Genomic DNA, 24,460 nt, shown 5'->3' on the forward strand with positions numbered 1-24,460 from the left:
AAACTCCGGGGACTACGCCTTGGATCGCTGAGGGGCCATGCTAGTTCCCGGCCCCTTGCATCCACCTTACTCCGCCATGGCCTCATCGGCGTCCTCGGGTACGCTTTCGCCCAGACGGACCCGCAATGTCTCGATTTCGCGGCGCAGGTTCCGGTTTTCCGCTTCCAGGTCGGCGATCTGTTCGCGCAAGGCCAGCACGTCGTCACTCGGTTTCTCGCGCGGCTTGCGCTTCGACTCGCGCACCCGTTTGGCGGCCTGCTTCAGCTCGGCATCGCCGCCGGTCGCGGCCGCGCGTTGTTCTTCTTCGGGCAAGGTGGCGACCGCCGCGGCGGCGCTGATCGACAGCGTGCCCGACTTGACCGCCGCGACCACCTCCGGCGCGGCCTCCTTGCGGATCTTCTCGATCATGCCGACCTGATTGCTGCTGATCCTTGCCTCGCGGGCGATTTCCTTGCGGCTCTCGTTCGGGTTGACGCGGGCGGGCTTCGCGGCCGCTGGCTGAGCGCCTTCGGTGTCGAAGGGCACCTCGGACCTCTCTTCACCGCCGTTCGCCTCGATGCGTGCGCGTCGCTCGGCGAGGATTTCGCGCTTGCGCAGGGCCAGCACGCCGCGCTGAAAATCGGACACGCTGCGCCGGCCCAGGTGCTGCTCGATCATCCACAGGTGCACGTCGTCGATCGACTGAAAGCGCTCGTTCTGCACGGTGTTGAAAGGAATATCGTGCTTGCGGCAGATGCCGTAGCGGTTGTGCCCGTCCACCAGCGTGTCGCCCCAGAGCACCAGCGCATCGCGGCAACCCTCGGCGAGCAAGCTGCGCTCCAGTGCCTCGTATTCGTCCGCCGACAGCGGGTCGATGTAAGCCTTGAGTTCTTCGTTGACGACGATATGCATGGGGAGGGCAGGGCGGTGAAGACGAGGGGGCGCATTCTAGTGGGTGCGCGGCTTCGCTGCTCGTCCCGTCGTTCACATGCGCAAAGCCGTTGATCCGGTTGACTTTGCTGGAGCGTCTGGCTGCACACGTCGGAGGACGGTCGGAATCCGGCAAAAGGCCGGTGCCGGAACATCGCCTTGACGCTCCCGTTGCCCTGGTCGCAAACTCTCGCACGTCGTGCCGGGGGCTCGCGCGACTTTCACTGGAATCATGAATTCGCGCCAGGGGCGCGAGTTTCGTCGCGCTTGCGCCTGCTCACCGGAAGGAGCTTCTCGTGGTCCGCCTCTATCTTTTACCTCGGCATTCTGAGCTCGCTGGAGAGCCCGCATGACTGGATTTGCAAGGAAGTTGGCAGTCGCGCTCGCGCTGTCCCTCGTCAGCGCGCTTGCCAGCGCCAACGAATTGTCCGACCTGCCGTGGAAAGTCGGCCCGACCAAGGTGCAGCTCGGCGCGCAGGCCACGCTCGATGTACCCGACGGCTATGCCTTCCTCGATCCCGCGGGTACCAGGCGCCTGAACGAACTGATGGAAAATCCGCCGGACGAAGCGGACACGTACACGCTTGCGCCGACGGACATGAAATGGACCGCGTTCTTCGACTACGACGATGTCGGCTACGTCAAGGATGACGAGAAACTCGATCCCGACGACATTCTGGCGTCCGTGAAGCAGGGCACCGAGGAGAGCAACAAGGAGCGTCGTTCACGAGGCTGGGAAACGCTCACCCTCGTGGGCTGGCAGAACAAGCCGCAGTACGACACCCAGTTCAAGTCGCTGACCTGGTCGTTCCTCGCGCGCAGCGATAAATCGCACAGCGACGTGGTGAACTACAACGCGCGCATCCTGGGGCGCAGCGGCGTCATGAACGTCGTGCTGGTGTCCGACCCCCAGGTCCTCAACCAGGCGGTGACCGACTTCAAGGGCACGCTGGGCGGCTTCGCATTCGCGCCGGGTCAGTCGTACAGCGATTTCCACACGGGTGACCGCGTCGCCGAATACGGCCTCGCCGCACTGATCACCGGCGGTGTCGCCGCCGTCGCCGCCAAGAAGGGCTTCTTCGCCATCATCGGCACGTTCCTGGCGGCGGCGTGGAAGTTCATCCTCATCGGCTTCGCGGCGGTGGGCGGAGCGATCAAGCGTCTGTTCACGCGCAAGAGCTCCTGATCGCGATGTTGCCGAACACGGAGTGGCTTTTGCTGGGCGTCGTGGGCATGTATGTCTACGACGCCACGCTGCTGCTCTATCACAACGAAGTGGTGTTCTTCGAACGCCGCGACGGACGCTGGTCGTTTTCCGTCGGCACGGAGTTCGAACTGGCGGGGCGGCATGTTTACGTGCCCCCCCTTTTTGCACCGACACGTGCGTTGCTCCGTCTGCGCTGGTCGTCGCAGAAGGAGCCCGGCAACCCGGCGCCGCTGCACGGACTGCGAGCGTGGCGAGCCGGTGTGACCGCCACCGCGCTTCCCGTGCTTGTCGTCGCGCTGCTGTTCGCCGCGATGCCCGCGGTACTTGCGGGCAACGTCTATGGCCTGCTCGGCTGGATGATCGCCCTGTACGCGGCGATCGGCGCGGCGGTGTGGCGTGTCTGGCGCATGCGCAGGATCACCGGCCTCGCCGGGAAGGCGTTCTCGGGCATGGCGTCCGACGCGCTGCTCTGCGCACCGTACGCGCTCAACCTCGTTCGTAAACAGGGCGCGCGTGCCGCCGAGCGGTTCGACCTTTTCGCCGTCGCCCATGCGCTGCTGGACGCCGATGAGCGGGGGTGTCTCGGCGATGCCATCCGCACGCGACTGCAACGCCAGCTCGACATCGAAGAGGCGGGCAGTGATAGACACCAGCAGCTTCAGACTTACCTACAACAGATCGAAGGCGCTCTGGCATGAACGTGATGGAGATCGTCGTCGTCGGGATCTGCCTGGCGATCGGCTACAAATTCGTCTCCGCGATGATGGCGACCCCCAGGGACGATACGCCGGATGCGACGGGCACGAAGCCGCCCTTGCAACTCGATACCCGCCGCCCGTGGTACGACGTGCTCGGCGTGTCGCCCGAGGCCACGCGCGCGGAGATCAATGCGGCCTACCAGGCCCTGATCATCCAGTACCACCCGGACAAGTTCACCCAGCACGGTGATGAGATCCGGGAGATCGCACAGAAGCGCGCCAAGGAACTGAACGCGGCTTACTACCTGGGTTGCTCGTTGCGACCGGACTGAAAACGCACCGCGAGCCGGGGTTGAGTCGAGCGCCTGGTTGCGTGGCGTCCGATGCCTGCTTAGGCTATCTTCGGTCGATAGACATCGGATGACTGATAAGGAAGGGGTTAGGTTATGACGCCACGGCAATGGTTCGCGCTGGTTCTTCGCTACCTGGGTGCAAGCAGCATTTTGACGGCCATCAGCTATCCGCTGACTGCCGAGGTTGAGTCGTGACGCTGGATACGGTGGAGATCAAGGCCTTCGTCCCCGCGAAGGATTTCGAGTTATCGCTGCGTTTTTACCGGGACCTGGGTTTCACCGTTGCATCGTCATCCGACGGCCTTGCGTATCTCCATGCGGGTAACTGCAGCTTTCTTCTGCAAGGCTTCTACGTCGAGGAACATGCCACGAATTTCGTGATGCACTTGCTCGTGGCCGATGTGGATACGTGGTGGCAGCATGTGGAGGCGCAGGATCTCGTCGGTCGCTACGGCGTCCGGTCAGAGCCACCGGCAGATCGCCCGTGGCGGATGCGGGACTTTACGTTGACCGATCCCAGCGGCGTCTTGTGGCGGATCGCGCAGAATATCGGAAATCCTCTCGGCCACGAGGCCTGATTCGACGATTTTCGTGGCGGTAATGCGCGTCGGCGGTGGCTTACGGCTGAACCGCCACGAACGAGGGATGGTGGGCCGTGCCAACGGTTGCTATGACCGTGTTAGTCCGTGCGTCGATCACCGTGACGGTGTCGGAACCGAAGTCGCTGGTGTAGATACGACCCGTGCGGCGGTTGAAAGCGATCGCCGCGGGTGACGTGCCGACGGGTATCGTGCTGATGACGGTCTTCGTAACGGGATTGATCACGGATACGGTGTTGTCATCCGCGTTGGCGACATACAGCGGAATGCCGATCGGGCTCGTTGCCACGGCATCGGGGCCTTTACCGGCCTTCAGTACGCCTGTCACCGTATTCTTGAATGTATCGATGACGGATACGACGTTCTCGTTGTAGCTGGCGACGTATACCCGTGCTCCCAGCGGACCAACGACCAGAGAGTCCGGACTTGCCGTTACCGGCATGTTCTCCGTCACCGTGTGAGTGGCGGTGTCGATGACGGACACCGTAAAGTCGCCCACGTTGCCGGTGTAGACACGCGTGCCGCTGGCATTGGCGCCAATCGTCAGGGGCAGGCTTCCTACGGCCACCGTCGCCATCGTGGTGTGGGTGGAGGTGTCGACGATCGACACGCTGCTTTCATTCGCGTTGGCAACATACAGCTCCGCGCCGTTGGGGCTGACCGCGAGCGCGTTCGGCGTGTTTCCGACGGGTATGGTCGCGGTCACCGTGTTGGTCGCGGCGTCGATGACGCTTACGCTGTCGCTATTGGCGTTGGCGACGTAAACCGTCGACCCATCCGGGCTGACGGCGAGGCTGATCGGGGCTTTGCCGACAGGAATCGTGGCGGTAACCGTATGGGATACCGCATCGATCACGGAAACCGTATCCGACGATTGACTGGCGACGTACACGTTGTCGTTGCGGGCGAGTGCGGGAAAGGCCGTGCAGGCCAAGGCGAGGGCAAGCAGACGGCGCAGGCCGGTCGAAGCGAATGTCATCGATAAGTCCTTGTAGACGATTACTTTCGGTGATCCCGCGCGGGTGGCGAAACCTTCTCCTTGGATGGCCTCCCCGGCCATGCAGGCATCGACGTTAGCCGAGGCGCCGACAAATCGCCATAGGGCGGCTAGGGGTACCGTTCCGTCCATGTACGAGAGACGCAGCGTCCGTCCCAGGGCGGTGACGCGTCGAGTGAGACGTACGTCTCGTTTGCTTGTAGGGGAAATCCTACACGGCACGTTTGCCGTGCCAATCTTTGCCTTTGCCGCCCCGACAACTTACCATCGCGTCGAAGAACGAAGCGGCCTCAGGGGGCTTTTTTTCGTTCTTCCTAAAGGGGGAGCCACTCACAGGTCAGGCACGTCGCCGACGGCCGTCTTCCCCTTTTGTCTGTCGCTTTGTCAAGACTCAAGGAGAGGTCGTTCGTCATGAAATTCAAATCACTCGTCGCGATGGTTTCGCTCGCCGTGCTCGCTGTATACGCCCCGATCTCGCTCAGCGCGGGCCGTTCCGACGACGCGGTCGAACGCATCGGCACGCCGGCGCCGGACAGCAAGTTCGCCAAGGTCCACGATGGCATGTACTCGAAAGAGATCATGGACCTGATCGGACCGCCGACCGATCAGAAGTCGTACCAGACGGGTAAGGCATTCATTCCTTTCCATTTCGGCAGCGACAACTACCGCACCGAATTCCACTACAAGGGCGAAGGCGTGCTGACCTTCTCCGGCGGTGGCATGGGTGAGATGGGCTCGCTGAAGCTGATTCGCATCGAAGCGAATCCGGCCGAAAGCGGCTACATCCACTAACAGGGCTTGATCGGCCGCCCGGAGGACGAATGTCTCGTATCGAGCTTGTCCGCCGGGCAGCTGCATGGTTGACGGCGGCGCTGTGTCTTCTGCGTGTCGGCCTGTTCGGGATGTGCAGGTATGCGCGACGGTTTGCTGCTGCCCTTTGTTTACTGGCTGCTTTCGTGCTTCCCGTGGGTTATATCAATCCCTTCAACGCGATGGATCACGGGGTCGATGCGCCCGTTAGCCATATCCTGCTGTGGATGGTGCCGGCTGAGATCGGACTGTTGGGGCTGGCCTGGGCGCTCGATCCGCCGCTAACCGGACCCACCGGCCGCCGCTAAAGCGCGGGGTATCAAACCGTTGCAAATCACGCCGCATGTTCGTCGTCGAATGAACGTCGCGCGTCACGTACCGCCGCATGATTCTTGTCGGCCCACTCGATCAGCTGGCTGATGGGCTCGAATATCGACCTTCCCAAGTCGGTCATGCTGTACTCCACCGCAGGCGGCCGTGTGGGGAACACCTCACGATGGACGTAGCCCTCGCGCTGAAGCTCTTGGAGCGTCTGCGTGAGCATGCGCTGAGAGATGTCGGGTACCAGGCGGCGTAACTCGCCGAACCGGTAGGGCCGCTCGGCAAGCGCCACAAGCAGAAGTGTGCTCCACCGTCCGTTGACGGCGTCCAGGACATCCCTGACCGAGCAGTTATGGATGTTCCCGTCGTTCTTCAGTCGCTCGTGAGTGAGTCGTTCGGTGAGCGTGCCTGTTGTCGACATGGTGGTTACCCTTTTGTGCCTATGTGCCGCGAAACTGCCTCCTTTACGGAAGCGGCTGCTACCTCGATCTTAGAGATGCTCTCAAAAAGAGAGTATCACTCGAAAGGAATAGCGGAACATGTCCGAAACCATCTTCATCACCGGTGCGTCCGGGCACCTGGGCGGCGCGGTGATCAAGCATTTGCTGGCACGCGGCGTGGCAGCTGAACGCATCGTGGCGGGAAGTCGCAACCCGGAGAAGCTGCAGCATCTGACGGAAAGTGGCGTTGCTGTCCAGCGCGCAGACTTTGACGATGCGCAGGGGCTTGTCTCGACCTTCAAGGGTGCCGATACAGTCCTGATTATTTCGACCGATGAATTGACGGCCGACGGGCGCCGGCTCCGACAGCACCGCAACGCGGTAGAGGCAGCTGTCGTCGCGGGTGTTCAGCGCATCGCCTACACCTCGCTGCCGAATCCGACGGCATCTCCGCTGAGCTTCGCACCCGATCACGCCCTGACCGAGCAGGCTATCGCCGAAACGGGATTGCCGTCGCTGGTTTTCCGGAACGGCTGGTATCACGAAAACTTGCTCATGGGACTTCCTTCCGCTCTGCAGAGCGGGCACTGGTATACGGCGTCCGAAGGGGCGAAAACGGCCTATGCCGCGCGCGATGAGATGGCCGAGGCCATCGCGGCCGCCCTTGCCAATCCACCTGCCGGCAGTAAGACCTACACGCTGACGGGATCGGAGGCACTTTCCGTGGATGCGATCGCATCGTTGGTCCGCGATGCCACAGGGCGCCCGCTGGAAGTCGTCAACGTGACCGACGAGCATCTCGCGCAGGGCCTTGCCGCCGCCAACGTGCCGCAAGCGATCGTCAAACTGCTCGTGTCAGTCGAAGCGGCCGCGCGGTCGGGCACTCTGGCTACGGTTACGGGCGATCTGGGGTTTCTGATCGGTCGACCGGGCAAGTCTCTCGCAGCATTTATCGAAGGAAGTGCGGCGCTGCGGAGCTAAGCGGCGTGCCAGCGCAAGGATCATCGGATGACTCCGACGGGGAGCATCGGCCGAAGCACGAAGGCGTTTGCCCGTCATGTGACATTGGCGGGCAAGCGCACTCCACCTGCGATTGCTAAAATGGCCGTATGCAACGCATTGATCCCTCAGCCTTCCGCCTCACCGTCGCTCCCATGATGGACTGGATCGTTGGTTGATCTATCGTCATGATTTTTGGGACAATTTCTTTCTCTTTAATCGGGCATGTTGCACTTTCGTAGCACGTAAATTCGCCGGAGGTCGCCGGTAAGGCTGGAGGGCTCGAAGTGACACGGCGCGCTCGCCCAGTCAGCGTACTGAGCGACCGCCGCCGGGCGAGGCATTTGGAGCACGGTTGGCATGTCCATCGTCGGTGGAGTGCCAACCGGCGAGACGGTACCTTGTCCGGGACCGCAGTCACAAATTCCACAGATGTAGGCCGAACCTTACAGACGCGGATCAGATGCCCTGCTACATATGCGCCTTCGCCCCAAAAGGCATGGACGGAGCACCCCCAGTGAACAGCCGATGGATCTTTCGCTTTTTCGGTCTCATTTACATGATCGCGCCACTAGTCGCCGAGGCCGAGACCGAGCCCGTATCGGTGGTGCTTTCTCAGTCGGCTGATCAGATAGCCACTGGGAAGACAAGCATAATCGTCACCATTAGGAACGACGGTGACCAGGCTGTCACAATCAGCAAGTTCCAACTGCCATTCGACTGGCACGGGCCCTTACCAAACAGACAGTTCGACGTCATTGATTTTCAGGGACAGAAGCAAGAGTACAGCGGTAGCTGGGACAAGGTGGTCGGTAGGCCGGCGAGTAGCTTTGTGCATCTCGGTGCGCATCAGACGCTTACCGGTACCGTGGAACTTCGGTATTCCTACAGGTTTGACACCCAAGTCAGTAATCACTTCACGGTTCAATACTCACTTCCTCTCGGTATTGTTGAAGAAGGCACTGAACCAGATGAGAATTCGCCGAGCTATTCCGTAGATCCAAATCGCATAAGAGTCATAACTAGTAATGTTCTTCCGCTCAATATCGACGCCACTTCTCCGCTTGATCCAGCTGTAGCGAGCGCAGAGCCGTCAGCGTTCGTCCCTGCTTCCCTTTTAGAATTTCGTCAGCTCGCAGCTGGCGAAATTAATGATCCTAACCATACGTGCAATGTCCCTCAGACAGCAGCAATTATTGCGGCTTTCTCGGACGCTAAGTCTGTAATCAATAATTCACTCGGCTACGTGAACTCGATGTTCGGTACAACAGGTTTTGACGCAACGAAGCCTGCATCTGTCTCTTACGTGAAATGGTTCGGAGAATACGACGGAGACGGGAAGATGCCCGGAGAGGGCGGTAATTACTATGCTGGTCGTGCTGGTGTTGTCGTCGCTACGATGCGGTCAGCGCTCTACGCAAGCAGTACGCATACTGGCGGGCAATCATACGTGCCTTTGACTGAGTGTCAGTGCCCGGCGGGAACGCTACCTGAGGTCGCGGCCAAAGCCCGAGGGAATTATCAAATTCTCCTATGTGAAGCTTTTTTCAACCTAAAAGCAACCGGAGGCGACGACTCTCGTGCTCTGACGCTTTACCACGAGCTAACGCATTTCAAGTCTGCCATCGCCGACGGGCGAGGCGGGACAACTCAAGTGCGCCAAACCTGGGATTACGGCTACGGCGCCAGTTTCGATCAGTCGTTAGCAAAGACGCAGCCGGCGCAAGCTGTGAACAATGCCGATAGCTACGAGAAGTTCGGACTGGATGTCATGCGCTATTACGGAGTCTCCGGGTGGTAACGCATTTCACAGAATGAACGTCTTCAGATTTGCGGCTGACGTCGCATGATCGGGTCAGTAACGAAAGCCGTCTTCGATGAAACGGGTGGGCTAAAGTAGCGACGTCCGCCCAGATTTGAGTAGCGCCCCGGTTTCGAGTTCAATCCCCCACGAGAAGGAGATTGGACGTGAAGAAGCGTTTTTCCGAAGAACAGATCATCGGTTTCCTGCGTGAGGCCGAGGCCGGCATGCCGGTCAAGCACTTATGCCGTAAGCACGGCTTCAGCGAAGCCTCGTACTACCTGTGGCGAAGCAAGTTCGGCGGCATGAGCGTGCCCGAGGCCAAGCGGCTGAAGGACCTGGAGTCGGAGAACGGCCGCCTCAAAAAACTGCTGGCCGAACAGCTTCTGGAAAATGAGGTCATCAAGGAAGCGCTGCGAAAAAAATGGTGAGCGCACCGGCCGGCGCGAGCTGGTGCGCTATCTGATCGGCCGGGAGCTGAGTGAGCGCCGGTCGCTGGCGATCGCTGGCATGAGCGCAAGCGCTTACCGATACGAAGCGCGACCCGACTCCAATGTCGAGCTGCGCGAGATGATCTGCGCACTGGCGAATCGCCATAAACGCTACGGCGTCGGCATGATCTACCTGAAACTCCGCCAGGCCGGACAGATGGTCAATCACAAGCGAGTCGAGCGCCTTTACTAGGAGGCGAACCTGCAGGTGCGCCGGCGCAAACGGAAAAAGGTGCCTCCGGCCGACAGGCAGCCACTGCTCCGGCCGGCGGCCGCGAACGAGGTTTGGTCCATCGATTTCGTCTTCGACCGCACCGCCGAAGGGCATGTCTTGAAGTGCCTGACGATCGTCGATGACGCCACGCATGAGGCAGTCGCCATCGAGATTGAGCGGGCGATCTCAGGCGTCGGCGTAACGCGCGTCATGGACCGCCTGGCCGTCACACGAGGCCTGCCGAAGATCATTCGCAGCGATAACGGAAAGGAGTTCTGTGGCAAGGCCATGGTCGCATGGGCACACGAACGCGGCGTACAGCTGCGCCTGATCGAGCCCGGCAAGCCGAATCAGAACGCCTACATCGAATCATTCAATGGACGGCTTCGCGATGAATGCCTCAACGAACACTGCTTTCCCAGCCTGCTGCATGCCCGAACCGAGATCGAAAAATGGCGACGGGAATACAACGAAGAGCGACCCAAGAAGGCACTCGGCGGGTTGACTCCCGCCGCTTACGCGAAACAGTTACATTAATCCTGAACTCAAGATCGGACCGCTACTCAAGGCGGGGGGACGTCGCAAGCGCCAGAGAGGCCTTCCCGTCAGAAGTGCTCTGTGGTCGTGTGCGCGACTCGGACCTGAGCAATAGGGCCGGGCAGGGGAGGCGGGAGGCCGCGACCGGTGCGCAGTGGCACAGGCGCTGGGCTGGTCGATCGCCGGGGCGCGGAGGCCAGTCCGGGGAGGCGGTCTGCACCTCGCAGCGCGCGGTAGTCCCCCCTCCTCGCCTGCGCGCTTCCCTCTCCGTTTTTGATGCGGCTGATGCGTGTCCGGACCCTAAGCGCGCCAACGGACGCCGGCATCGCTCAAACTAGTTTGAGCGATGCAGTTTGATGCAGCTGAGGACCGTTATGCTGCCTCGTCGTGCGAGAGAAGAAGGGCTTCGGCATTTGCCGGCACGGCCGCGAGCAGCTTTTCCAGTGTGCCGTACTCCAATATGGGAGCGGATCGCATGAGGTCTTTCGCGTTCTTATCTGAGACATCAATCTCACTGAAGCGCCCCTCCAACTTGCGCATGTGCGCATAACAGCCCAGGTCTACCGCAAAAGCGTGATAATTGCCGTTGGTAGATTTGTGCGTGAGCGCTGTCGCACAGCTGTGAATAATCCTGTAGTCCAACAGGCGGTATACGAGCGCACGCCACGAGTCACGCTGCTGAAGCTGCCGTTCTTCAATGAGAAAAATGTTACTGCGTTTTTCTAGGCAGAAGTGACGGATCACGTATATGCCCTTAATTAGTTCGTCCTGCTCATCATCCTTGCTATCTTGCTTTAACTCTTGAATCTTCTGTTCAAAATTCGTTCGGGAAAGTTGACGTACCTCGTCCTTGCCTATTTTTGCTTTGCCTTCAACAACTACAGCATTCAGTAGTTCCAAGAAAAGCGACAAGACGTCGCGAGGAACGCCGCCTCCCGCCATAACTAAGCGTTCGAATCCTTCCCCTTTAAACAGGCCGCTGATCTCGGCCTTGCTCATTTTAATTCGTGAACCAAAGTGCTCCAGGATTGCGAGGTTTTGCTTAGACGTCTTGCTAAAATCGTCAAAGGTGTAGTCAATATTTATGGGCTGATAATCGTGCCGCTCTTGAGCGCCAATAGGCTGACCGTCGCGATCGAGATAAAGAGTTGACGCATGGCGGAGTGTCGCAATCTTAAAGTAAAGCGGCAGGTCCTTGCATAGACGATGGATGTAATCCACCACAAAAGCCTGATCCGCGCGCTTCAAGTGGTAGAGATCGTCTATCTGGATCAGCAGCGTCTTAACTTTGCTAGACAGATCGAACACTTGGCGGACCATCTGTTTGAGATCAGGCAGCCAGCGATCTAGCAGCTCCAACTTCTCGCGATGCACCTTAAATGAACGTTCTACCTCGTCAACCTCCTTGCCTTTAAGCGCGGCGTCGACCTTTGCGGGTCCTGCGCCAATATGGCCGCCGAGTTCGGAAGCGAATTCCTCGGTTCGCTTTCGCCTGACATCTTCATCGTGAATATCTGCGGCGACGCGCAGTTCGCCCAGCCTGTGGATGATCTGTCGCACCGTTTCCCTTGCGCGTCGCTTGGGGCCGAACCAAGCAGTGAGGTTTCGCTCCAACTCGCGGAATATCGAGACCAAAATTTCGATTAGCACATTAGGGAAGGAGTGGCGTTTGAAATCCTCGCAGTTCAGGTAGATGGCCACGTATCCGTCAGGAAGGTTTCGTGCCGAGCTGTGCAGGAGCAAAGTCTTTCCGCACCCGCGCCGCGCGAATATGGTGTGATTTTGCTTCATGCGGGCGTCCTGCATCGCACTGCCCACGGCAATGTAGTCGGATTCGGTGCCCGTCTGCACTCGAAGATTTTCGACAATTATCTCGCGCAGCTTTTCCAGCTTTTTTGCATCGTTCATAGCGTCCCCCTAAGGTCGTCTGCGGATGCTACATCGAGGCTTGGCTGGTTTCTGTAAGGGAACCCCTACATTTCCTATTATTTTTGGTCCGCCCAGCCGAGGTGGGTGTGCTCACGACTGAGACCGGCATCGCGGGTCCGGTTCGCGATCCGCAGCCGTACGCGTAGAGGGCACTAGGAAACCAAGTCTTCCGTTTTCTTCCACAGCCTCATTGGGTCATCGACCCACTCCGCTACGCTGAATATGCCGCCGCCGGCGCCGTGTGCAAATTGCCACACCGTGGCTTCTGGAAAGCTGCCAAATCCCGCGCCGGCATCAACGTCGGAGTGGAGGTCAAGCGATGGTTTTTCGTCTAGCCCCTCGGTGTTGATGCCGTAGACGTGCTTCTGCGACGGGTGGGCTGCAAAGGCCTCAGAGTCATCAACCGGTAGCACGGCAACCAGGAGCACGTGCGACGGAGCGCACTCAGAGTGGCCACACGGGAACTCCACACGAAACTCTGGTGCCCAATTACCAACAGGAGCCGGAGTGAGTGACCACTTCCATCCAGCGAGGTCGAAGAATGCGGCCCACCGTGCCTCGAGCCTGGTGCGAAAGATCTGGTTGTTGTATGTCGCGGACATTCTTCGCTCTCCATTGGGCGCACGTGGTCTGGCGTCCACAGCGCGGTAATCTAGTTTTTTCTTGAGAGTAATTCTCAAGTAAAAACTATTTTTTGGCGGGTTCAGAATAGCGCCTTCGAGTGTTCGAAGGGGAGGCCGTCGCAAACGTGTAATGTCGCCAAAAATTGTCCCGGAAAAAGGGGTTAAGTGGTTGATCGGTAAGCATAAGCAAAAATGTCATATCGGTGTATTCCCGTGTCATTCGCTGTTATGTCATTGATTTTTGGTGCCTTCTCATTACAGATAATAGGTGTAGGAACACAGCAACAAACGACGCTATTCGTTACACCTTTGGATTGCTCGAAAATGACCATCAATCAATCGTTTGCCGAAGGATCGATGGCTACGTTATACATATGACACCTTTCCGATGGTGCCTTCCCTTTGAGGTGCTACATAAAGAACTTTGGGAAGGGGATGGCGGGAGGGAGACTGTCTGGCCGGTAGCGGCCCTATCCGCTCATGCTGCTGCAGCTCGCTTAGCGCTCATCGCAGGGCAGGGCGTTACGCAGTCCGCTCGAGGCCGCGGTACCCGTGCAACCGCTGGTGGTGATGCAGTTGCGTCGACTGTCTGCGCCTCTGCGTCTACGGCGCTTCGGATTTTCCGCTGCAGCACGAGTAGTCCGCCGGCGTAGGTGGCCAGCATGTTGTGGACGTCGCCGTGCTTAAGTACCTCGGTGTCCAAGGCTGCGGCGATCGCTGCTCCAAGTCCGCCCAGCGCATCGATGCGTGCGCCGAGCTCGTCAAGGTCATTGAGAATGTTTAGGGTCATGATTCCACTCCGTGATTCGTGCGCCACGGTTTTTGGCCGCGTGCGCGGCCCAAAGTTGAAGGGCGCGCCGCAGCAGCTCATGCCGGCGGCATCCGATAAACGGTTATCGGCAGGAACGGCGTTTATCTGACGGCCACATTTTCGGGCCTTAGATGCGTACAGCGTTTCAACGTTTCCCAAGACTGATGCAGCGACAACTGCGCTACCTCTTAGATCTGATATCCACGTTCGAACAGTCGGTTACAGCCTCGTGGCGGAGGTCGTGGAAGTGGAGATCCTCGATATCAAGCACGCGTGTTGCGCGTGTAAAGGCTGCGCTGATTGACTTCTGTCGATGATTTCCCAAGCGCTCTCGAGCATGCGAAACGCTTGGCGATTTCCCACCTTGTGTCTCGGGTGTTTAACATCATCAAGCCAGCCTACGCCTTTCTCGCGATCGAGATCGCACCACTTGAGGCGGCAGATTTCTTCCTGGCGCCGCGACGTAAGCAGGGCGAACTTCACGATGTCCTGCATCGGTATGACGGCTCGCATATCACGCGAGGCGAAGTGCCGAAGGAGCTTCTCCTCCTCCGTTGGCGTCACTCGCCTGGTGAGCGCCTTGCTCTTACCCACGAGGCGGCGATTAGCGAGCTCCTGCCTGGCATCCTCGATCGCGGTCAAGTCGACGTGCACTCCGAGCGAGGGGCGCGCGAAGCGGAGCACTTGGCCGAACCACACCAGGTCGTTCAACACAGTGGCAGGGCCCGCGCCATCTTCGCGACGCTCCACGACATGGGCGATGAAGTGCGCTGCAGTTAGCTCATTGACGGGCGTGTCGGTAATCTTGTCCTTGAGTAGTTTGCGCAGGTCAGCTGCCTTAGTTCGGCCCCAGGCGGCGGTCTTGCCGACTTCCTCGATGTACCATTCGATAGCCTGGCCAATTGTCATGCGGACGCCCTTTAAGTGACCGCGTGCTTTCAGTGCATCGAGCTCGGCTTCTCGCCGGCGTATTCACTCCTGCGCGTGCTGCTTACGATCGAAGGTTTCGGTCTCGTTATGGATGACCTGGCCAGCCCGCTTTAGTCGGATCTGTGCGGTATACCCGCTGGTGCCGTCCTTGCGACGGCGCGAAGTGATGGTGCCCACGGTGCTACATTTCCCTCTGTGTAGCACTGAGTGTAGCACCGAGCTCACGCCCCCCCCCCAAAAAAAAACCCTGTCTATTGCCGAGAAAGTGCAACATGGAAAACTCCTTAAAAACCGCGTCAGATAGCGCTAAAGCGCAACAAAACGACGCGTGGAGGGTGACGGTTGCGCCAATGATGGACTGGACGGACCGTCACTGCCGGTACTTTCATCGTCTCCTGTCTCCCCATGCCCGCTTGTACACCGAGATGGTCACCAGCGCGGCCCTGGTACGCGGCAACCAGCTGCGTCTCCTGGAGCACAGTCACGAAGAGCACCCCGTGGCGCTCCAGCTCGGTGGCAGCGACCCGGTCGAGCTGGCGAAGGCGGCGGTCCTCGGCGCGCAGGCGGGGTATGACGAGATCAACCTCAACGTCGGTTGCCCCTCGGATCGGGTCCAGTCCGGCAAGTTCGGGGCGTGCCTCATGCGCGAGCCGGACCTGGTCGGCGAATGCGTCCGGGCCATGGCGGAGGTCGTGGATGTCCCGGTCACCGTCAAATGCCGCATCGGCGTGGACGACCAGGACGAATACGCCGACCTTCAGCGTTTCACCACCACGATGGTCGAGGCTGGCGTCGGCATTCTCTTGGTGCACGCGCGCAAGGCCTGGCTGGAAGGCCTGAGCCCGAAGGAAAACCGGGAAATTCCGCCGCTGGACTACGAGCGGGTCTACCGGCTGAAGCGCGAATTCCCCGACCTGACCATCGTCATCAACGGTGGCATCACCACGGTCGAGGCGGTGCGTGAGCACCTTGCTCATGTGGACGGGGTCATGCTTGGCCGTGCCGCCTACCATGATCCGTTCGTGCTCGCCCGACTGGAGTCGGACCTCTACGGCACGGCGCTGCCCGACCGGGCCGATGTGCTCGATCGCATGCGCATCTATATAGAGGCCGAACTGGCCCGTGGCACCCAGCTCAAGCACATCGCCCGGCACATCCTCGGCCTGTTCCAGGGGGAGCCGGGAGCGCGCGGGTTCCGTCGCCAGCTGAGCGAGGGATCGCACCTGCCGGGAGCCGACTGGCGGTTGATCGAGTCCGCCATGGCACCGCTGCGGCAAGCTGCATGAGTCCGCGAAGAGCAACTATTTCTTAAACATAACATCCATGTTGTTATGTTTAACATGAATGTTATATAGTGACGCATGGATGTCTCCTTTCATCGCCAATTGGCTGACACCCTTCGATCCAGCCTCGGTGTTGAAGTAAGAATGACGGCATGGTCAGGTGCGGCGTCGCTTCCCGTCGTACTAAGAAAGGAAACGGAATTCGCAGAAGCGAATATCCGCGGGCTCGCGGTCGTCTTCATGCGGTCCGTCGGTGATGACCTTCGTTCCTCTGGTGATGTCCTTTCGCGACTTGCTCGAGTTGCCGAAGCCGCGGGTGCGCCGGTTGTATATGTCGCCAACGCTTTGCCCGCCCACCGCCGTTCGGCGTTAATCGCCCAGGGCGTCCCGTTTGTCGTTCCGGGGCGATATGTGCATCTCCCGGATGTGGGCGTCGACTGGCGAAAACACGCCCGACAAAAACGTGCGGCGGCGGCTCATGCTTCCGGGCGCGGGATGCTGGAGGCTAGCGCGCAGGCGCTCCTCATCGCGGGTCTCCTGAATACACCCGAGAAATCGTTCTCCCCTTACGACAGGGGGCTTGAACTCGGCTACACGCGCATGACGGTCGGGCGGGCCTGTCGTTCCTTGATCGAAGCGGGTTTGTTCGAGCCACAACGGCGGGGTACGTCGCTCTTGCTCACTTCCGTGGGGAGCTCTCGCGACGTATGGTTTCGAGCGATGCCTTTGTTAAAAAGTCCGGTGCGCGCTTCGCTCACTGTAGCGGGGCATGTGTCGTTAGAGTCGTCCCTTCCGTGGTCGGGGGAGTCCGCACTTGCGGAATGGTCGTCGCTGAATCCCCCTCGGATTCCCGTCCGCGCGCTGGGGCCCGCCGGGCAGAAAGAGCTATTCGCGGCGTATCGCGTTACGAACTTCCGTAGCCTGTCTGCACGCCTCAATCACGACGACATAGAGAAGGCCGATGCGTGGAGGCTGGAATCATGGGCCTATCCCGCCACGGCGCGTGCTGCCGGTGGGCGAGCCGATCCGCTCTCTGTATGGTTGAGTTTGCGTGACGCGGCGGTTGATGACCCACGCCTCGAAAGCGCCCTCGAACAACTCATGGAGCGGTTGGATTGGCTATGAAAGGACTCGATGTTTTCAGGGAGCACTTCCGATCATTCGATGACCAGTACGTACTCATCGGCGGGTCCGCGGCCATGCTGGAAATGGCGCAAGTGGGTGAATCTTTCCGGGCAACACACGACCTTGACCTCGTCCTTCTCATAGAAGCGCGGACTGAAGGTTTCGGAGCTGCACTCATGGAGTTCGTTGAACGGGCTGGCTACAAAAGGCGAGAGGTCGGCGGTCGACCGCAGTTCTACCGTTTCAGTGATCCATGTGCAGGCGACGCCCCGGCTATGCTGGAGATCTTCTCCCGCGCGCCGGACGGCCTGGTTCTTCACCACGGTCAGCGTGCCATCCCGGTCACCTTGGGCGGCGATCTCAAAAGTTTGTCCGGGTTGCTCCTCGACGATGCCTACTACAACGTGATTCGGGATGCGGCGCGGACCAAGGAGGGTCTGAGCTGGTTGGATGCCAGGGGGCTGATCGTGCTGAAGGCAAAGGCCTGGCTCGATCTCAGGGAAAGAAGGGCTGCGGATGCGTCCTCGGTCGACTCGAAAAGAGTACGAAAGCACCTTTTCGACGTGCTGGCGCTATCCCAGGTCATCCCGGCAAACGCTTCGATCGATCTGCCCGAATCAGTTCGTAAGGACGTGCGGCGGTTCCTGCAGGCGGCCCTTATTGAGCCGCCGACCAGAGATTTCGGCGAACCCCTCGAGGTGATGCTGGCCCGTATCGGCCGACTTTGCGGCCTCCAGGTTGCGTTAGCCTAGGTTTCGTTCAGCTTCAGGCGGGGCGCCCCTCGGCATGATCGGTCGACTACTGCCCGTCGTGCTGCCCGCGCCAGACATGAAAATCACGTTTCGTCCGCTACTTTTCGCCGCGCTCTGCATCAGTTTGCCCGTGGCCGCCCAGGCGGACCAGTCGCTGACGCTGGAGCAGGCCGTGAGCAAGGTCCAGAAGGACACCGGGGGAAAAGTGCTGTCGGCGGATACGCGACTCGTCGAGCGCGGCCGGATCACCGAATACCGGGTCAAGGTCCTTACGCTGGACGGTCACGTCCGCGTGGTGCCCGTCCGAACCGAAACCGCCAAGCCCCTGGACGTCAGTGCCGGGGACAACAAGGAGAAACATTGATGCGCATCCTGCTCGTTGAGGACGAGGCCCCGCTTCGCGAGACCCTCGCCGCGCGGCTGAAACGTGACGGCTTTGCCGTCGATGCCGCCCAGGACGGCGAAGAGGGCCTGTACCTCGGTCGCGAGGTCCCCTTCGACCTGGCCATCATCGATCTGGGCCTGCCCAAGCTCTCGGGCATGGATCTGGTCAAAGCCCTGCGCGAGCACGGCCAGCGCTATCCCATCCTCATCCTCACGGCGCGTGGCAGCTGGCAGGACAAGGTCGAAGGCCTCAAGCACGGCGCCGACGACTACCTGGTCAAGCCCTTCCACGTTGAGGAACTGCTGGCCCGTATCAATGCGCTGGTTCGTCGTGCGAGCGGCTGGTCCAAGCCGGTCCTCGCCTGCGGCCCGATCAAGCTCGACACCACGGCGCAGACGGTCACCGTCGAAGGCCGTCAGGTCGACCTGACCAGCTACGAGTACAAGGTGCTCGAATACCTGATGCTGCATGCGGGCGAGCTGGTCTCCAAGGCCGACCTGACCGAGCACATCTACCAGCAGGATTTCGACCGCGACTCCAACGTGCTGGAGGTCTTCATCGGCCGCCTGCGCCGTAAGCTGGATCCCGAAAGCGCGCTCAAGCCGATCGAGACCGTCCGCGGTCGCGGCTATCGTTTCGCGATTCCGCGTAACGAAGCGGACGAAGACTGAGCGAACCGTGGACGGTGCAGCAAAGTCGCTGCACCGTCCCGAGGTAAGCTGGACGCATGGATAACGCTCCACCGACCAAACGCCGGCCGCTGTCGCTGGCCGCGCGCGCGGCGTTGGCGACGGGCTTCGCGCTGGCCGCCTTTCTGGGCCTGACGGGCCTGGCGCAGAACAAGGCCAACTACGCGTCCGAGCTGTCGGCCATGCACGACCGGCTGCACAACTACGCCATCGCCTATATCACCGGCACCGACATCACCCGCGCCGGAAAGGTCACCACGCCCGACAGTCAGCCCAATCCCGATTTCTCGCGGCCGGGCTCGGGGCTCTACGCGATCATCGTCGGCAACGACGGTTTCCGCTGGGAGTCGTCGTCGGCACTGGGTCGCGATTTCGATTTCGTGCGCATGCTGTCGCCCGGCGAGACGGCGTTCGAGCCGGTGGAAACGCGCAGCGGCAAGCTCTATGTCTTCAGCTACGGCGTGTCGCTGGACAGTACCGATAAACGCAGTGTGCCGCTGACCTTCGCCGTCGCGCAGACGGAAGATCAGTTCGAGCGGCAGGTGGCGACCTACCGTCGGACGCAGTTCCTCTGGCTGGCCATGCTCGGCATGATGCTCATGCTGCTGCAGCTGTTCCTGCTGCGCTGGAGCCTGCTGCCGTTGCGCCGTGTATCGAGCGATCTCGCGCACATCGAGCGCGGCACGCGCGACCACCTCGACGGTCCGTATCCGATGGAGCTGACGGTGCTCACCAAGCGCCTCAATGCCTTCATCGACAGCGAGCGCGAGCAGCGTACGCGTTATCGCGACACCCTGGCCGATCTGGCGCACAGCCTGAAAACCCCGCTGGCCGTCGTGCGCTCGCAACTGGAAAACGAAGCCGACGCACGTTCGCTGCGTGGCGACATCCTCGAGCAAGTGCGCAAGATGGACGAGCTGGTCGCATACCAGCTGTCTCGCGCGGCCACCTCCGGTCGTCGCACCATCGCCTCGGTCGAGCCGATCGCCGGTCATGCGGAAGATCTGGTGCAGAGTCTGGAAAAGGTCTACGCCGCAAAGAACGTGCTGTGCGAGTTCGAGATCGAAGACGGTGTCTCGTTCCCGGGCGAGCAGGGCGACCTGCTGGAACTGATGGGTAACCTGGTCGAGAACGCCTTCAAGTGGGCCTCGCATCGCGTCCTGCTCACCGCGCGTTCCGTGGCGAAGGTGCGCGGGCGCGCGGGTCTCGAACTCATTGTCGAAGACGACGGCCCGGGCATTCCGGACGAAAAGATCGAGAAGATCCTGCAACGTGGCGTGCGCGGCGATGAGCGCGTGCAGGGCCACGGCATCGGGCTGTCGATCGTGCAGGACATCGTCAAGGCGTACCAGGGCGAGCTGCACGTCGATCACTCGGAAGAGCTCGGTGGCGCACGTTTCAGCGTGCGTATTCCGCCCGCCTGAGGATCGTCAGTCGGCGGGCGAAGGTCCGTAATAGGCATCGAGCAGGCGCGCCACGTCCGGCTCCGCCTCACGCAGCAAGGCGGGCTGCGAGAAATGCATTTCGCTTGTCACCGCGAAATATTCCTCGGGCGCTTCCGCCGCATAGGGATCGATCGCCGTCTTGCGTCGACGACCCACCGCCTTCGACAGTCGTTCGAAGCCCTGTTGCATGCTGCCGATCCATTCGCGCCGGTTGATGCCGCCTGGTAGCGGCGGCACGCCATTGGCGGGGCCGGCGAGCATGTCCAGCTTATGGGCCATTTCGTGGATCACCACGTTGACGCCATCCCACGGTGCTTCGAGATCCAGCGCTACGTCAGCCAGCGAAAGGATCATCGGCCCGCGCTCCCACGCTTCGCCGATCAGCGTGTCGTCGCTCTCGGTGATCACGCCGGTGGGTGCGTCATGGTGACTGCGACGGACGTTGAATTCGCCGGGGTAGACCAGGATATTGGTCCAGCCTTTGAAGACCTTCGGGCCGTGCGGCAGGGCAGGGAGGCTGGCCTGCATGGCGATAGCCAGACGCCAGAAATCATCCAGCGAGGCGTCGCCCAGCGCGTGGAATCGCTTGGTGTGGAGAAAAGACGCAGCGAGTTGGCGCAGGTAGTGGGCTCGCGGCGCGTCCAGCGCGTTCGCCAGCGGAACGCGGGTCAGCGCGTGTGCCCAGAGTGTGTCGTCGATGGGCGGGACGGGGGCGCGAAAACGCGCGAGCAACGACTGGAAAACGCTCACACGACGGCCGGCGGATTCTTAGAAGATCGACCCGGGAAGCATGGACTGCCAGGTCGGCCCCGCGCCGTGACCGCTCGAAGAGCCATCATGCATATCGGCGTCGGCCTCGACGGGGGGTGGCATGGGCGCCTGACCCGGGCTGGCCTGCGCGTTATTGACCTGCCTCGCGGTGGTCACGTCGCCACTGCCGCTGTCGCGGCTGCTCTGGCTGGAACTGGAGCGCGAGGTGGATCCGGCATCGAACGACGACGACACCGACCGGCCCAGCGAAAGCAGGCTGTTGGTCACGCTGACGTCGGAAGCGGCGGCGGTGCCGATGGCACCGACGAGGCACAGACATCCGAAGATGTAGGGTCTGGCGTTCATCGGTATACCCCGTGGGCCCCGGACGTGCCGGGGGACCGACCGATCCTCTCAGATATTTCGAAACGGTGCCAGTGCTGGAGGTGTGTCATCGGGCTCTGCGGCGCCATGCGGGCGAAATCCTCGCGGCTGCCCTAGAATTACCCGATGCCCCGGCTCTCCCTCCCCCTGACACCGGCCGCCTGACGGCCTCACGGCAGCCCATGCTCGCACGCGACCTCCTGGAAGCCCTTGCCGGCGGCGATGCCGTGTCCGGCGCCACTCTGGCCCGTCAGGCCGGTGTGACCCGTGCCGCCGTCTGGAAACAGATCGAGTCGCTACGTCTGAAAGGCGTGCCCGTCGAAGCGAAGGTGGGCGGCGGCTACCGGCTTCCGTGGGCGACCGAACTGCTTGACGGTCAGCGCATCCGCACGGCGCTCGAGCCTGCGCTTTCGTCGCACGTGGGCATGCTCGAGGTGCACTGGGATATCGACTCCACGTCCAGCGAGCTGGCGCGGCGTATTCCTACGCTGGACGACCTGGCTTTCGTCATGGCCGAAGCCCAGTCGGCAGGGCGCGGGCGGCGTGGCCGGACCTGGCTCTCGCCGCCGGGCATGAATCTCTACCTGTCGGTGCTGAAGCGTTTCGACTCGGGGTTCGCGTCGTTGTCGGGCCTCTCGCTGGCGGTGGGTGTCATGCTGATCCGCGCGCTGGACGACCTCGGCGTCCGCACGGCCGGGCTCAAGTGGCCCAACGATGTGCTGGCGGGCCAGGCCAAACTGGCCGGCATCCTGGTGGAGCTGTCCGGCGAGTACTCCGGTCCCTGCGCGGCGATCATCGGTGTCGGTCTCAACATCCGGCTCCCGGACACGCTGCACGAGCGGGCGGGACAACCGATCACCGACCTGGCGGAACTCACCGGCGGCCAGCCGCCGGGACGGAATCGCGTCGCCACGGCGGTCGTGTCCGCGCTTGCGGAGGGGCTGCTCGCCTTCGAGCGACATGGCTTCGCGGCCTTCGCCGACGAATACGCGGCCAACGACCTGTTGCGCGACCAGCCACTGCGCGTCATCGATCCTCGCGGCGAGTACAACGCCACCGGAGAGGGTGTCGACGAGCGCGGTGCCTTGCGTGTGCGTCGTGCCGACGGCCAGTCCGTGACCGTCGATAGTGCGGATGTCTCCGTCCGCAGGAGTGGCGCGTGATTCTTCTGCTCGACCTCGGCAACACCCGACTGAAATTCGCGCTGATCGATGGCGCCGAATTCAGTCATCGCGGGGCCCTTGGCTGGGACGCGGATATCGCGCACGAACTGGCGACGTTGTGGGCGTCCTGGCCGGCGCCGGTTCGGGTCGTCGGTGCGTCGGTGGTGGATCCCGCCCGTGAGACCGCGGTCGCCGTGGCGGCGCAGAAGGCGTTCGGCCTCCCGCCGGTCTGGGTCCGTACGCCCGCGCAAGCCTGCGGCGTCACCAATGCGTATGCCGAACCTCATCGTCTCGGCGTGGATCGCTTCCTCGCCCTCGTCGATGCGCATGCGGCGGGTCGCTCGCCCTGCGTCCTCGCCAGCGTCGGCACGGCCCTGACGCTCGATGCGCTGGATGCCGACGGCAGGCACCTCGGCGGATGGATCGCGCCGGGGCCGTTGCTGATGCAGCAATCCGTACTGGGCGCGACCGTGCAGGTACGCCCCGGTGGCGCAGGTGCGGTACGCGACCTTGCCGATAACACCGCCGACGGTCTGGCATCGGGCTGCTGGCAGGCCTGCGCCGCGTTGGTCGACCGCTTTGTCGAGCGTTCGGCACCCCTGCTTGGCGGCCACCCCACGGTGACCCTCGGTGGCGGCGATGCGGCCGTACTGGCGCCATTGCTCGAGCGCGAGGTGCTGCTCGTGCCCGACACCGTCCTTCGGGGTCTGGCCGTCTGGGCCAAAGCACACACCGTAACCGCCAAGATCGCCTAGAATCCGGACGCCGCCGGTTCTTACAGGGGAACGCGAGCAGGCCCCACCGTAAGCCCAAGGCCACCATGCTGCTGCGTTTGTTCTTCGTCTTGCTGATCGCCCTAAATATCGCGGTAGCCGCGTGGCTGCTGCTGGGCGATACCGGTAAGCACGCGGTGGATCCCACTGACAGCGGCGTGCCCCGACTGAAATTGCTGGCCGAAGTGCCCGCCGCCGCGAGCACGGCGCCCGCGACCGCTGCCGGGCGCCCGGTTGCGGCCGGCACGATCACGTCCAGCATGGCGGCACCGGCACCGGCACCGGCACCGGCACCGGTAGCAGCGCCAACGCCACCCGCGACGGCTGCAAAGAGCACGCCGGGCATGTCGTCGCCCGTGACGCCGGTCTCCGGCAGCTCAGCGACGGCGGCGCTGGCTGCCGCCGCGGCGAAACCGGCACCCACGGCGCCCAGGGCGGCGGTGGATACCGCGCCGACACAGCCCGACGCGCCGACCAGTTCCCGCCGCAGCTACAAATGCCTGGCCATCGGTCCCTTCGCCAATCAGGTCGACCTGCGGACCGCGCGTACCGCCATCGCGCCGCGCACGGTCCGCAGCCGCCAGCGCCAGGAGACGACCAGCGAATCCCGCGGCTGGCGCGTCTTCCTTCCTTCACAGTCGACACGCGAACTGGCGCTGGCCCAGGCCCGTCGGCTCGAAGCGAAGGGCATCAAGGATTATTTCGTCGTGACGGCCCAGGGGGAGTTGCAGAACTCGGTTGCGCTGGGCCTGTTCCATGATCCCGCCAACGCCCGCAAGCGCCGCGACGAAGTCGTTGCCGCCGGGTTTCCCGCACGGATGAGTGAGCGTACGGAGACGACGCCGGTCTGGTGGCTGGATGTGGTTGTCCCGGATGACGGTGGCGCCGACCTTCGCCGCAACCTGCGCAATCCGGCGGTGAGTGCTCGACCGACGGGCTGCTTCTGATAAACTTCGCGACTTCGCCGGCATAGCTCAGTTGGTAGAGCAACCGCCTTGTAAGCGGTAGGTCCCCAGTTCGAATCCGGGTGTCGGCACCATCG

The 24,460-nt window shown here is 61.7% G+C and carries 26 protein-coding genes, 1 tRNA gene and 1 pseudogene; 19 read left to right on the forward strand and 9 right to left on the reverse strand.

Annotated features, from left to right (window positions below):
- Positions 1 to 66 precede the first annotated feature (66 nt).
- Positions 67 to 891: a hypothetical protein gene (locus FA85_RS13770; RefSeq protein ID WP_036115920.1), complete on the reverse strand. Its 825-nt coding sequence runs from the start codon at positions 889 to 891 to the stop codon at positions 67 to 69.
- 367 nt (positions 892 to 1,258) lie between these two features.
- On the opposite strand from FA85_RS13770, the gene FA85_RS13775 reads away from it, so the two are divergent.
- From FA85_RS13775 to FA85_RS13790, 4 genes are all read left to right on the forward strand, one after another.
- Positions 1,259 to 2,095 (forward strand): DUF2167 domain-containing protein, encoded by an 837-nt coding sequence (locus FA85_RS13775; RefSeq protein ID WP_036115919.1) that lies wholly within the window; start codon positions 1,259 to 1,261, stop codon positions 2,093 to 2,095.
- 5 nt (positions 2,096 to 2,100) lie between these two features.
- Entirely contained in the window at positions 2,101 to 2,814 is a 714-nt protein-coding gene (locus tag FA85_RS13780; protein WP_036115918.1) for a hypothetical protein, read from the forward strand.
- Positions 2,811 to 3,146 (forward strand): J domain-containing protein, encoded by a 336-nt coding sequence (locus tag FA85_RS21015; protein ID WP_051943965.1) that lies wholly within the window; start codon positions 2,811 to 2,813, stop codon positions 3,144 to 3,146. Before FA85_RS13780 ends, FA85_RS21015 begins: the two co-directional genes overlap by 4 nt.
- 212 nt (positions 3,147 to 3,358) lie before the next feature.
- On the forward strand, positions 3,359 to 3,745 hold the full coding sequence (locus tag FA85_RS13790; RefSeq protein WP_036115916.1) for a VOC family protein: 387 nt from the start codon (positions 3,359 to 3,361) through the stop codon (positions 3,743 to 3,745).
- Between the two features lie 40 nt (positions 3,746 to 3,785).
- Here the strand turns inward: FA85_RS13790 and FA85_RS13795 are convergent, their stop codons facing one another.
- A complete protein-coding gene (locus tag FA85_RS13795) occupies positions 3,786 to 4,745 on the reverse strand; it encodes a YVTN family beta-propeller repeat protein (RefSeq protein WP_051943964.1) in 960 nt (319 codons plus the stop codon).
- 429 nt (positions 4,746 to 5,174) lie between these two features.
- On the opposite strand from FA85_RS13795, the gene FA85_RS13800 reads away from it, so the two are divergent.
- Together FA85_RS13800 and FA85_RS13805 are read left to right on the forward strand one after the other, a co-directional pair.
- A complete protein-coding gene (locus FA85_RS13800; RefSeq protein WP_051943962.1) occupies positions 5,175 to 5,555 on the forward strand; it encodes a hypothetical protein in 381 nt (126 codons plus the stop codon).
- 29 nt (positions 5,556 to 5,584) lie between these two features.
- Complete coding sequence (locus FA85_RS13805) at positions 5,585 to 5,881, forward strand: hypothetical protein (RefSeq protein WP_036115913.1); 297 nt, start codon at positions 5,585 to 5,587, stop codon at positions 5,879 to 5,881.
- Between the two features lie 26 nt (positions 5,882 to 5,907).
- On the opposite strand, the gene FA85_RS13810 is transcribed toward FA85_RS13805, so the two are convergent.
- Positions 5,908 to 6,315: a winged helix-turn-helix transcriptional regulator gene (locus FA85_RS13810; protein ID WP_036115910.1), complete on the reverse strand. Its 408-nt coding sequence runs from the start codon at positions 6,313 to 6,315 to the stop codon at positions 5,908 to 5,910.
- Between the two features lie 118 nt (positions 6,316 to 6,433).
- Between FA85_RS13810 and FA85_RS13815 the strand changes: the two genes are divergently transcribed.
- From FA85_RS13815 to FA85_RS21945, 3 genes and pseudogenes are all read left to right on the forward strand, one after another.
- Positions 6,434 to 7,315, forward strand: a complete 882-nt coding sequence (locus FA85_RS13815) for an NmrA family NAD(P)-binding protein (protein ID WP_036115908.1) — start codon at positions 6,434 to 6,436, stop codon at positions 7,313 to 7,315.
- A 535-nt stretch (positions 7,316 to 7,850) separates the two neighbouring features.
- Complete coding sequence (locus tag FA85_RS13820; RefSeq protein ID WP_036115906.1) at positions 7,851 to 9,134, forward strand: M35 family metallo-endopeptidase; 1,284 nt, start codon at positions 7,851 to 7,853, stop codon at positions 9,132 to 9,134.
- A 227-nt stretch (positions 9,135 to 9,361) separates the two neighbouring features.
- Positions 9,362 to 10,376: pseudogene (locus tag FA85_RS21945) on the forward strand (IS3 family transposase).
- A 372-nt stretch (positions 10,377 to 10,748) separates the two neighbouring features.
- On the opposite strand, the gene FA85_RS13835 reads toward FA85_RS21945, so the two are convergent.
- The 4 genes from FA85_RS13835 to FA85_RS22560 all read right to left on the reverse strand — a co-directional run bounded on the left by FA85_RS13835 (position 10,749) and on the right by FA85_RS22560 (position 14,846).
- On the reverse strand, positions 10,749 to 12,284 hold the full coding sequence (locus FA85_RS13835; protein ID WP_036115902.1) for a hypothetical protein: 1,536 nt from the start codon (positions 12,282 to 12,284) through the stop codon (positions 10,749 to 10,751).
- 173 nt (positions 12,285 to 12,457) lie between these two features.
- A complete protein-coding gene (locus FA85_RS13840) occupies positions 12,458 to 12,907 on the reverse strand; it encodes a hypothetical protein (RefSeq protein ID WP_036115900.1) in 450 nt (149 codons plus the stop codon).
- A gap of 1,051 nt (positions 12,908 to 13,958) precedes the next feature.
- On the reverse strand, positions 13,959 to 14,648 hold the full coding sequence (locus FA85_RS13845) for a site-specific integrase (protein ID WP_239739892.1): 690 nt from the start codon (positions 14,646 to 14,648) through the stop codon (positions 13,959 to 13,961).
- Positions 14,649 to 14,711: 63 nt separating this feature from the next.
- Positions 14,712 to 14,846, reverse strand: a complete 135-nt coding sequence (locus tag FA85_RS22560) for a hypothetical protein (RefSeq protein WP_255349730.1) — start codon at positions 14,844 to 14,846, stop codon at positions 14,712 to 14,714.
- Between the two features lie 95 nt (positions 14,847 to 14,941).
- On the opposite strand from FA85_RS22560, the gene dusA reads away from it, so the two are divergent.
- From dusA to FA85_RS13875, 6 genes are all read left to right on the forward strand, one after another.
- A complete protein-coding gene (gene dusA, locus FA85_RS13850) occupies positions 14,942 to 15,955 on the forward strand; it encodes a tRNA dihydrouridine(20/20a) synthase DusA (RefSeq protein WP_051943960.1) in 1,014 nt (337 codons plus the stop codon).
- Positions 15,956 to 16,030: 75 nt separating this feature from the next.
- Complete coding sequence (locus tag FA85_RS21950; protein ID WP_156108798.1) at positions 16,031 to 17,077, forward strand: hypothetical protein; 1,047 nt, start codon at positions 16,031 to 16,033, stop codon at positions 17,075 to 17,077.
- Complete coding sequence (locus FA85_RS13860; RefSeq protein WP_036115894.1) at positions 17,074 to 17,829, forward strand: hypothetical protein; 756 nt, start codon at positions 17,074 to 17,076, stop codon at positions 17,827 to 17,829. The genes FA85_RS21950 and FA85_RS13860 overlap by 4 nt, the downstream gene beginning before the upstream one ends.
- A 34-nt stretch (positions 17,830 to 17,863) precedes the next feature.
- Positions 17,864 to 18,193: a PepSY domain-containing protein gene (locus FA85_RS13865; protein WP_156108797.1), complete on the forward strand. Its 330-nt coding sequence runs from the start codon at positions 17,864 to 17,866 to the stop codon at positions 18,191 to 18,193.
- Positions 18,193 to 18,885, forward strand: coding sequence for a response regulator transcription factor (locus FA85_RS13870; protein WP_036115892.1), 693 nt, complete (start codon positions 18,193 to 18,195; stop codon positions 18,883 to 18,885). Before FA85_RS13865 ends, FA85_RS13870 begins: the two co-directional genes overlap by 1 nt.
- Positions 18,886 to 18,941: 56 nt before the next feature.
- The gene (locus tag FA85_RS13875) at positions 18,942 to 20,327 is read left to right on the forward strand and encodes an ATP-binding protein (RefSeq protein WP_036115890.1); all 1,386 of its coding nucleotides are present in this window, start codon (positions 18,942 to 18,944) and stop codon (positions 20,325 to 20,327) included.
- Positions 20,328 to 20,333: 6 nt separating this feature from the next.
- Here the strand turns inward: FA85_RS13875 and FA85_RS13880 are convergent, their stop codons facing one another.
- Complete coding sequence (locus FA85_RS13880; RefSeq protein WP_036115888.1) at positions 20,334 to 21,098, reverse strand: M90 family metallopeptidase; 765 nt, start codon at positions 21,096 to 21,098, stop codon at positions 20,334 to 20,336.
- A gap of 18 nt (positions 21,099 to 21,116) precedes the next feature.
- The gene (locus FA85_RS13885) at positions 21,117 to 21,464 is read right to left on the reverse strand and encodes a hypothetical protein (protein ID WP_036115884.1); all 348 of its coding nucleotides are present in this window, start codon (positions 21,462 to 21,464) and stop codon (positions 21,117 to 21,119) included.
- Between the two features lie 200 nt (positions 21,465 to 21,664).
- On the opposite strand from FA85_RS13885, the gene FA85_RS13890 reads away from it, so the two are divergent.
- The 4 genes from FA85_RS13890 to FA85_RS13905 all read left to right on the forward strand — a co-directional run bounded on the left by FA85_RS13890 (position 21,665) and on the right by FA85_RS13905 (position 24,457).
- A complete protein-coding gene (locus FA85_RS13890) occupies positions 21,665 to 22,645 on the forward strand; it encodes a biotin--[acetyl-CoA-carboxylase] ligase (RefSeq protein WP_036115882.1) in 981 nt (326 codons plus the stop codon).
- Entirely contained in the window at positions 22,642 to 23,400 is a 759-nt protein-coding gene (locus FA85_RS13895) for a type III pantothenate kinase (protein WP_036115880.1), read from the forward strand. The genes FA85_RS13890 and FA85_RS13895 overlap by 4 nt, the downstream gene beginning before the upstream one ends.
- A gap of 65 nt (positions 23,401 to 23,465) precedes the next feature.
- On the forward strand, positions 23,466 to 24,365 hold the full coding sequence (locus FA85_RS13900) for an SPOR domain-containing protein (protein ID WP_036115878.1): 900 nt from the start codon (positions 23,466 to 23,468) through the stop codon (positions 24,363 to 24,365).
- A 16-nt stretch (positions 24,366 to 24,381) separates the two neighbouring features.
- A tRNA-Thr gene (locus FA85_RS13905) sits at positions 24,382 to 24,457 on the forward strand.
- Positions 24,458 to 24,460 lie beyond the last annotated feature (3 nt).

This window comes from Luteibacter mycovicinus (assembly GCF_000745235.1).
GTDB lineage: Bacteria > Pseudomonadota > Gammaproteobacteria > Xanthomonadales > Rhodanobacteraceae > Luteibacter > Luteibacter mycovicinus.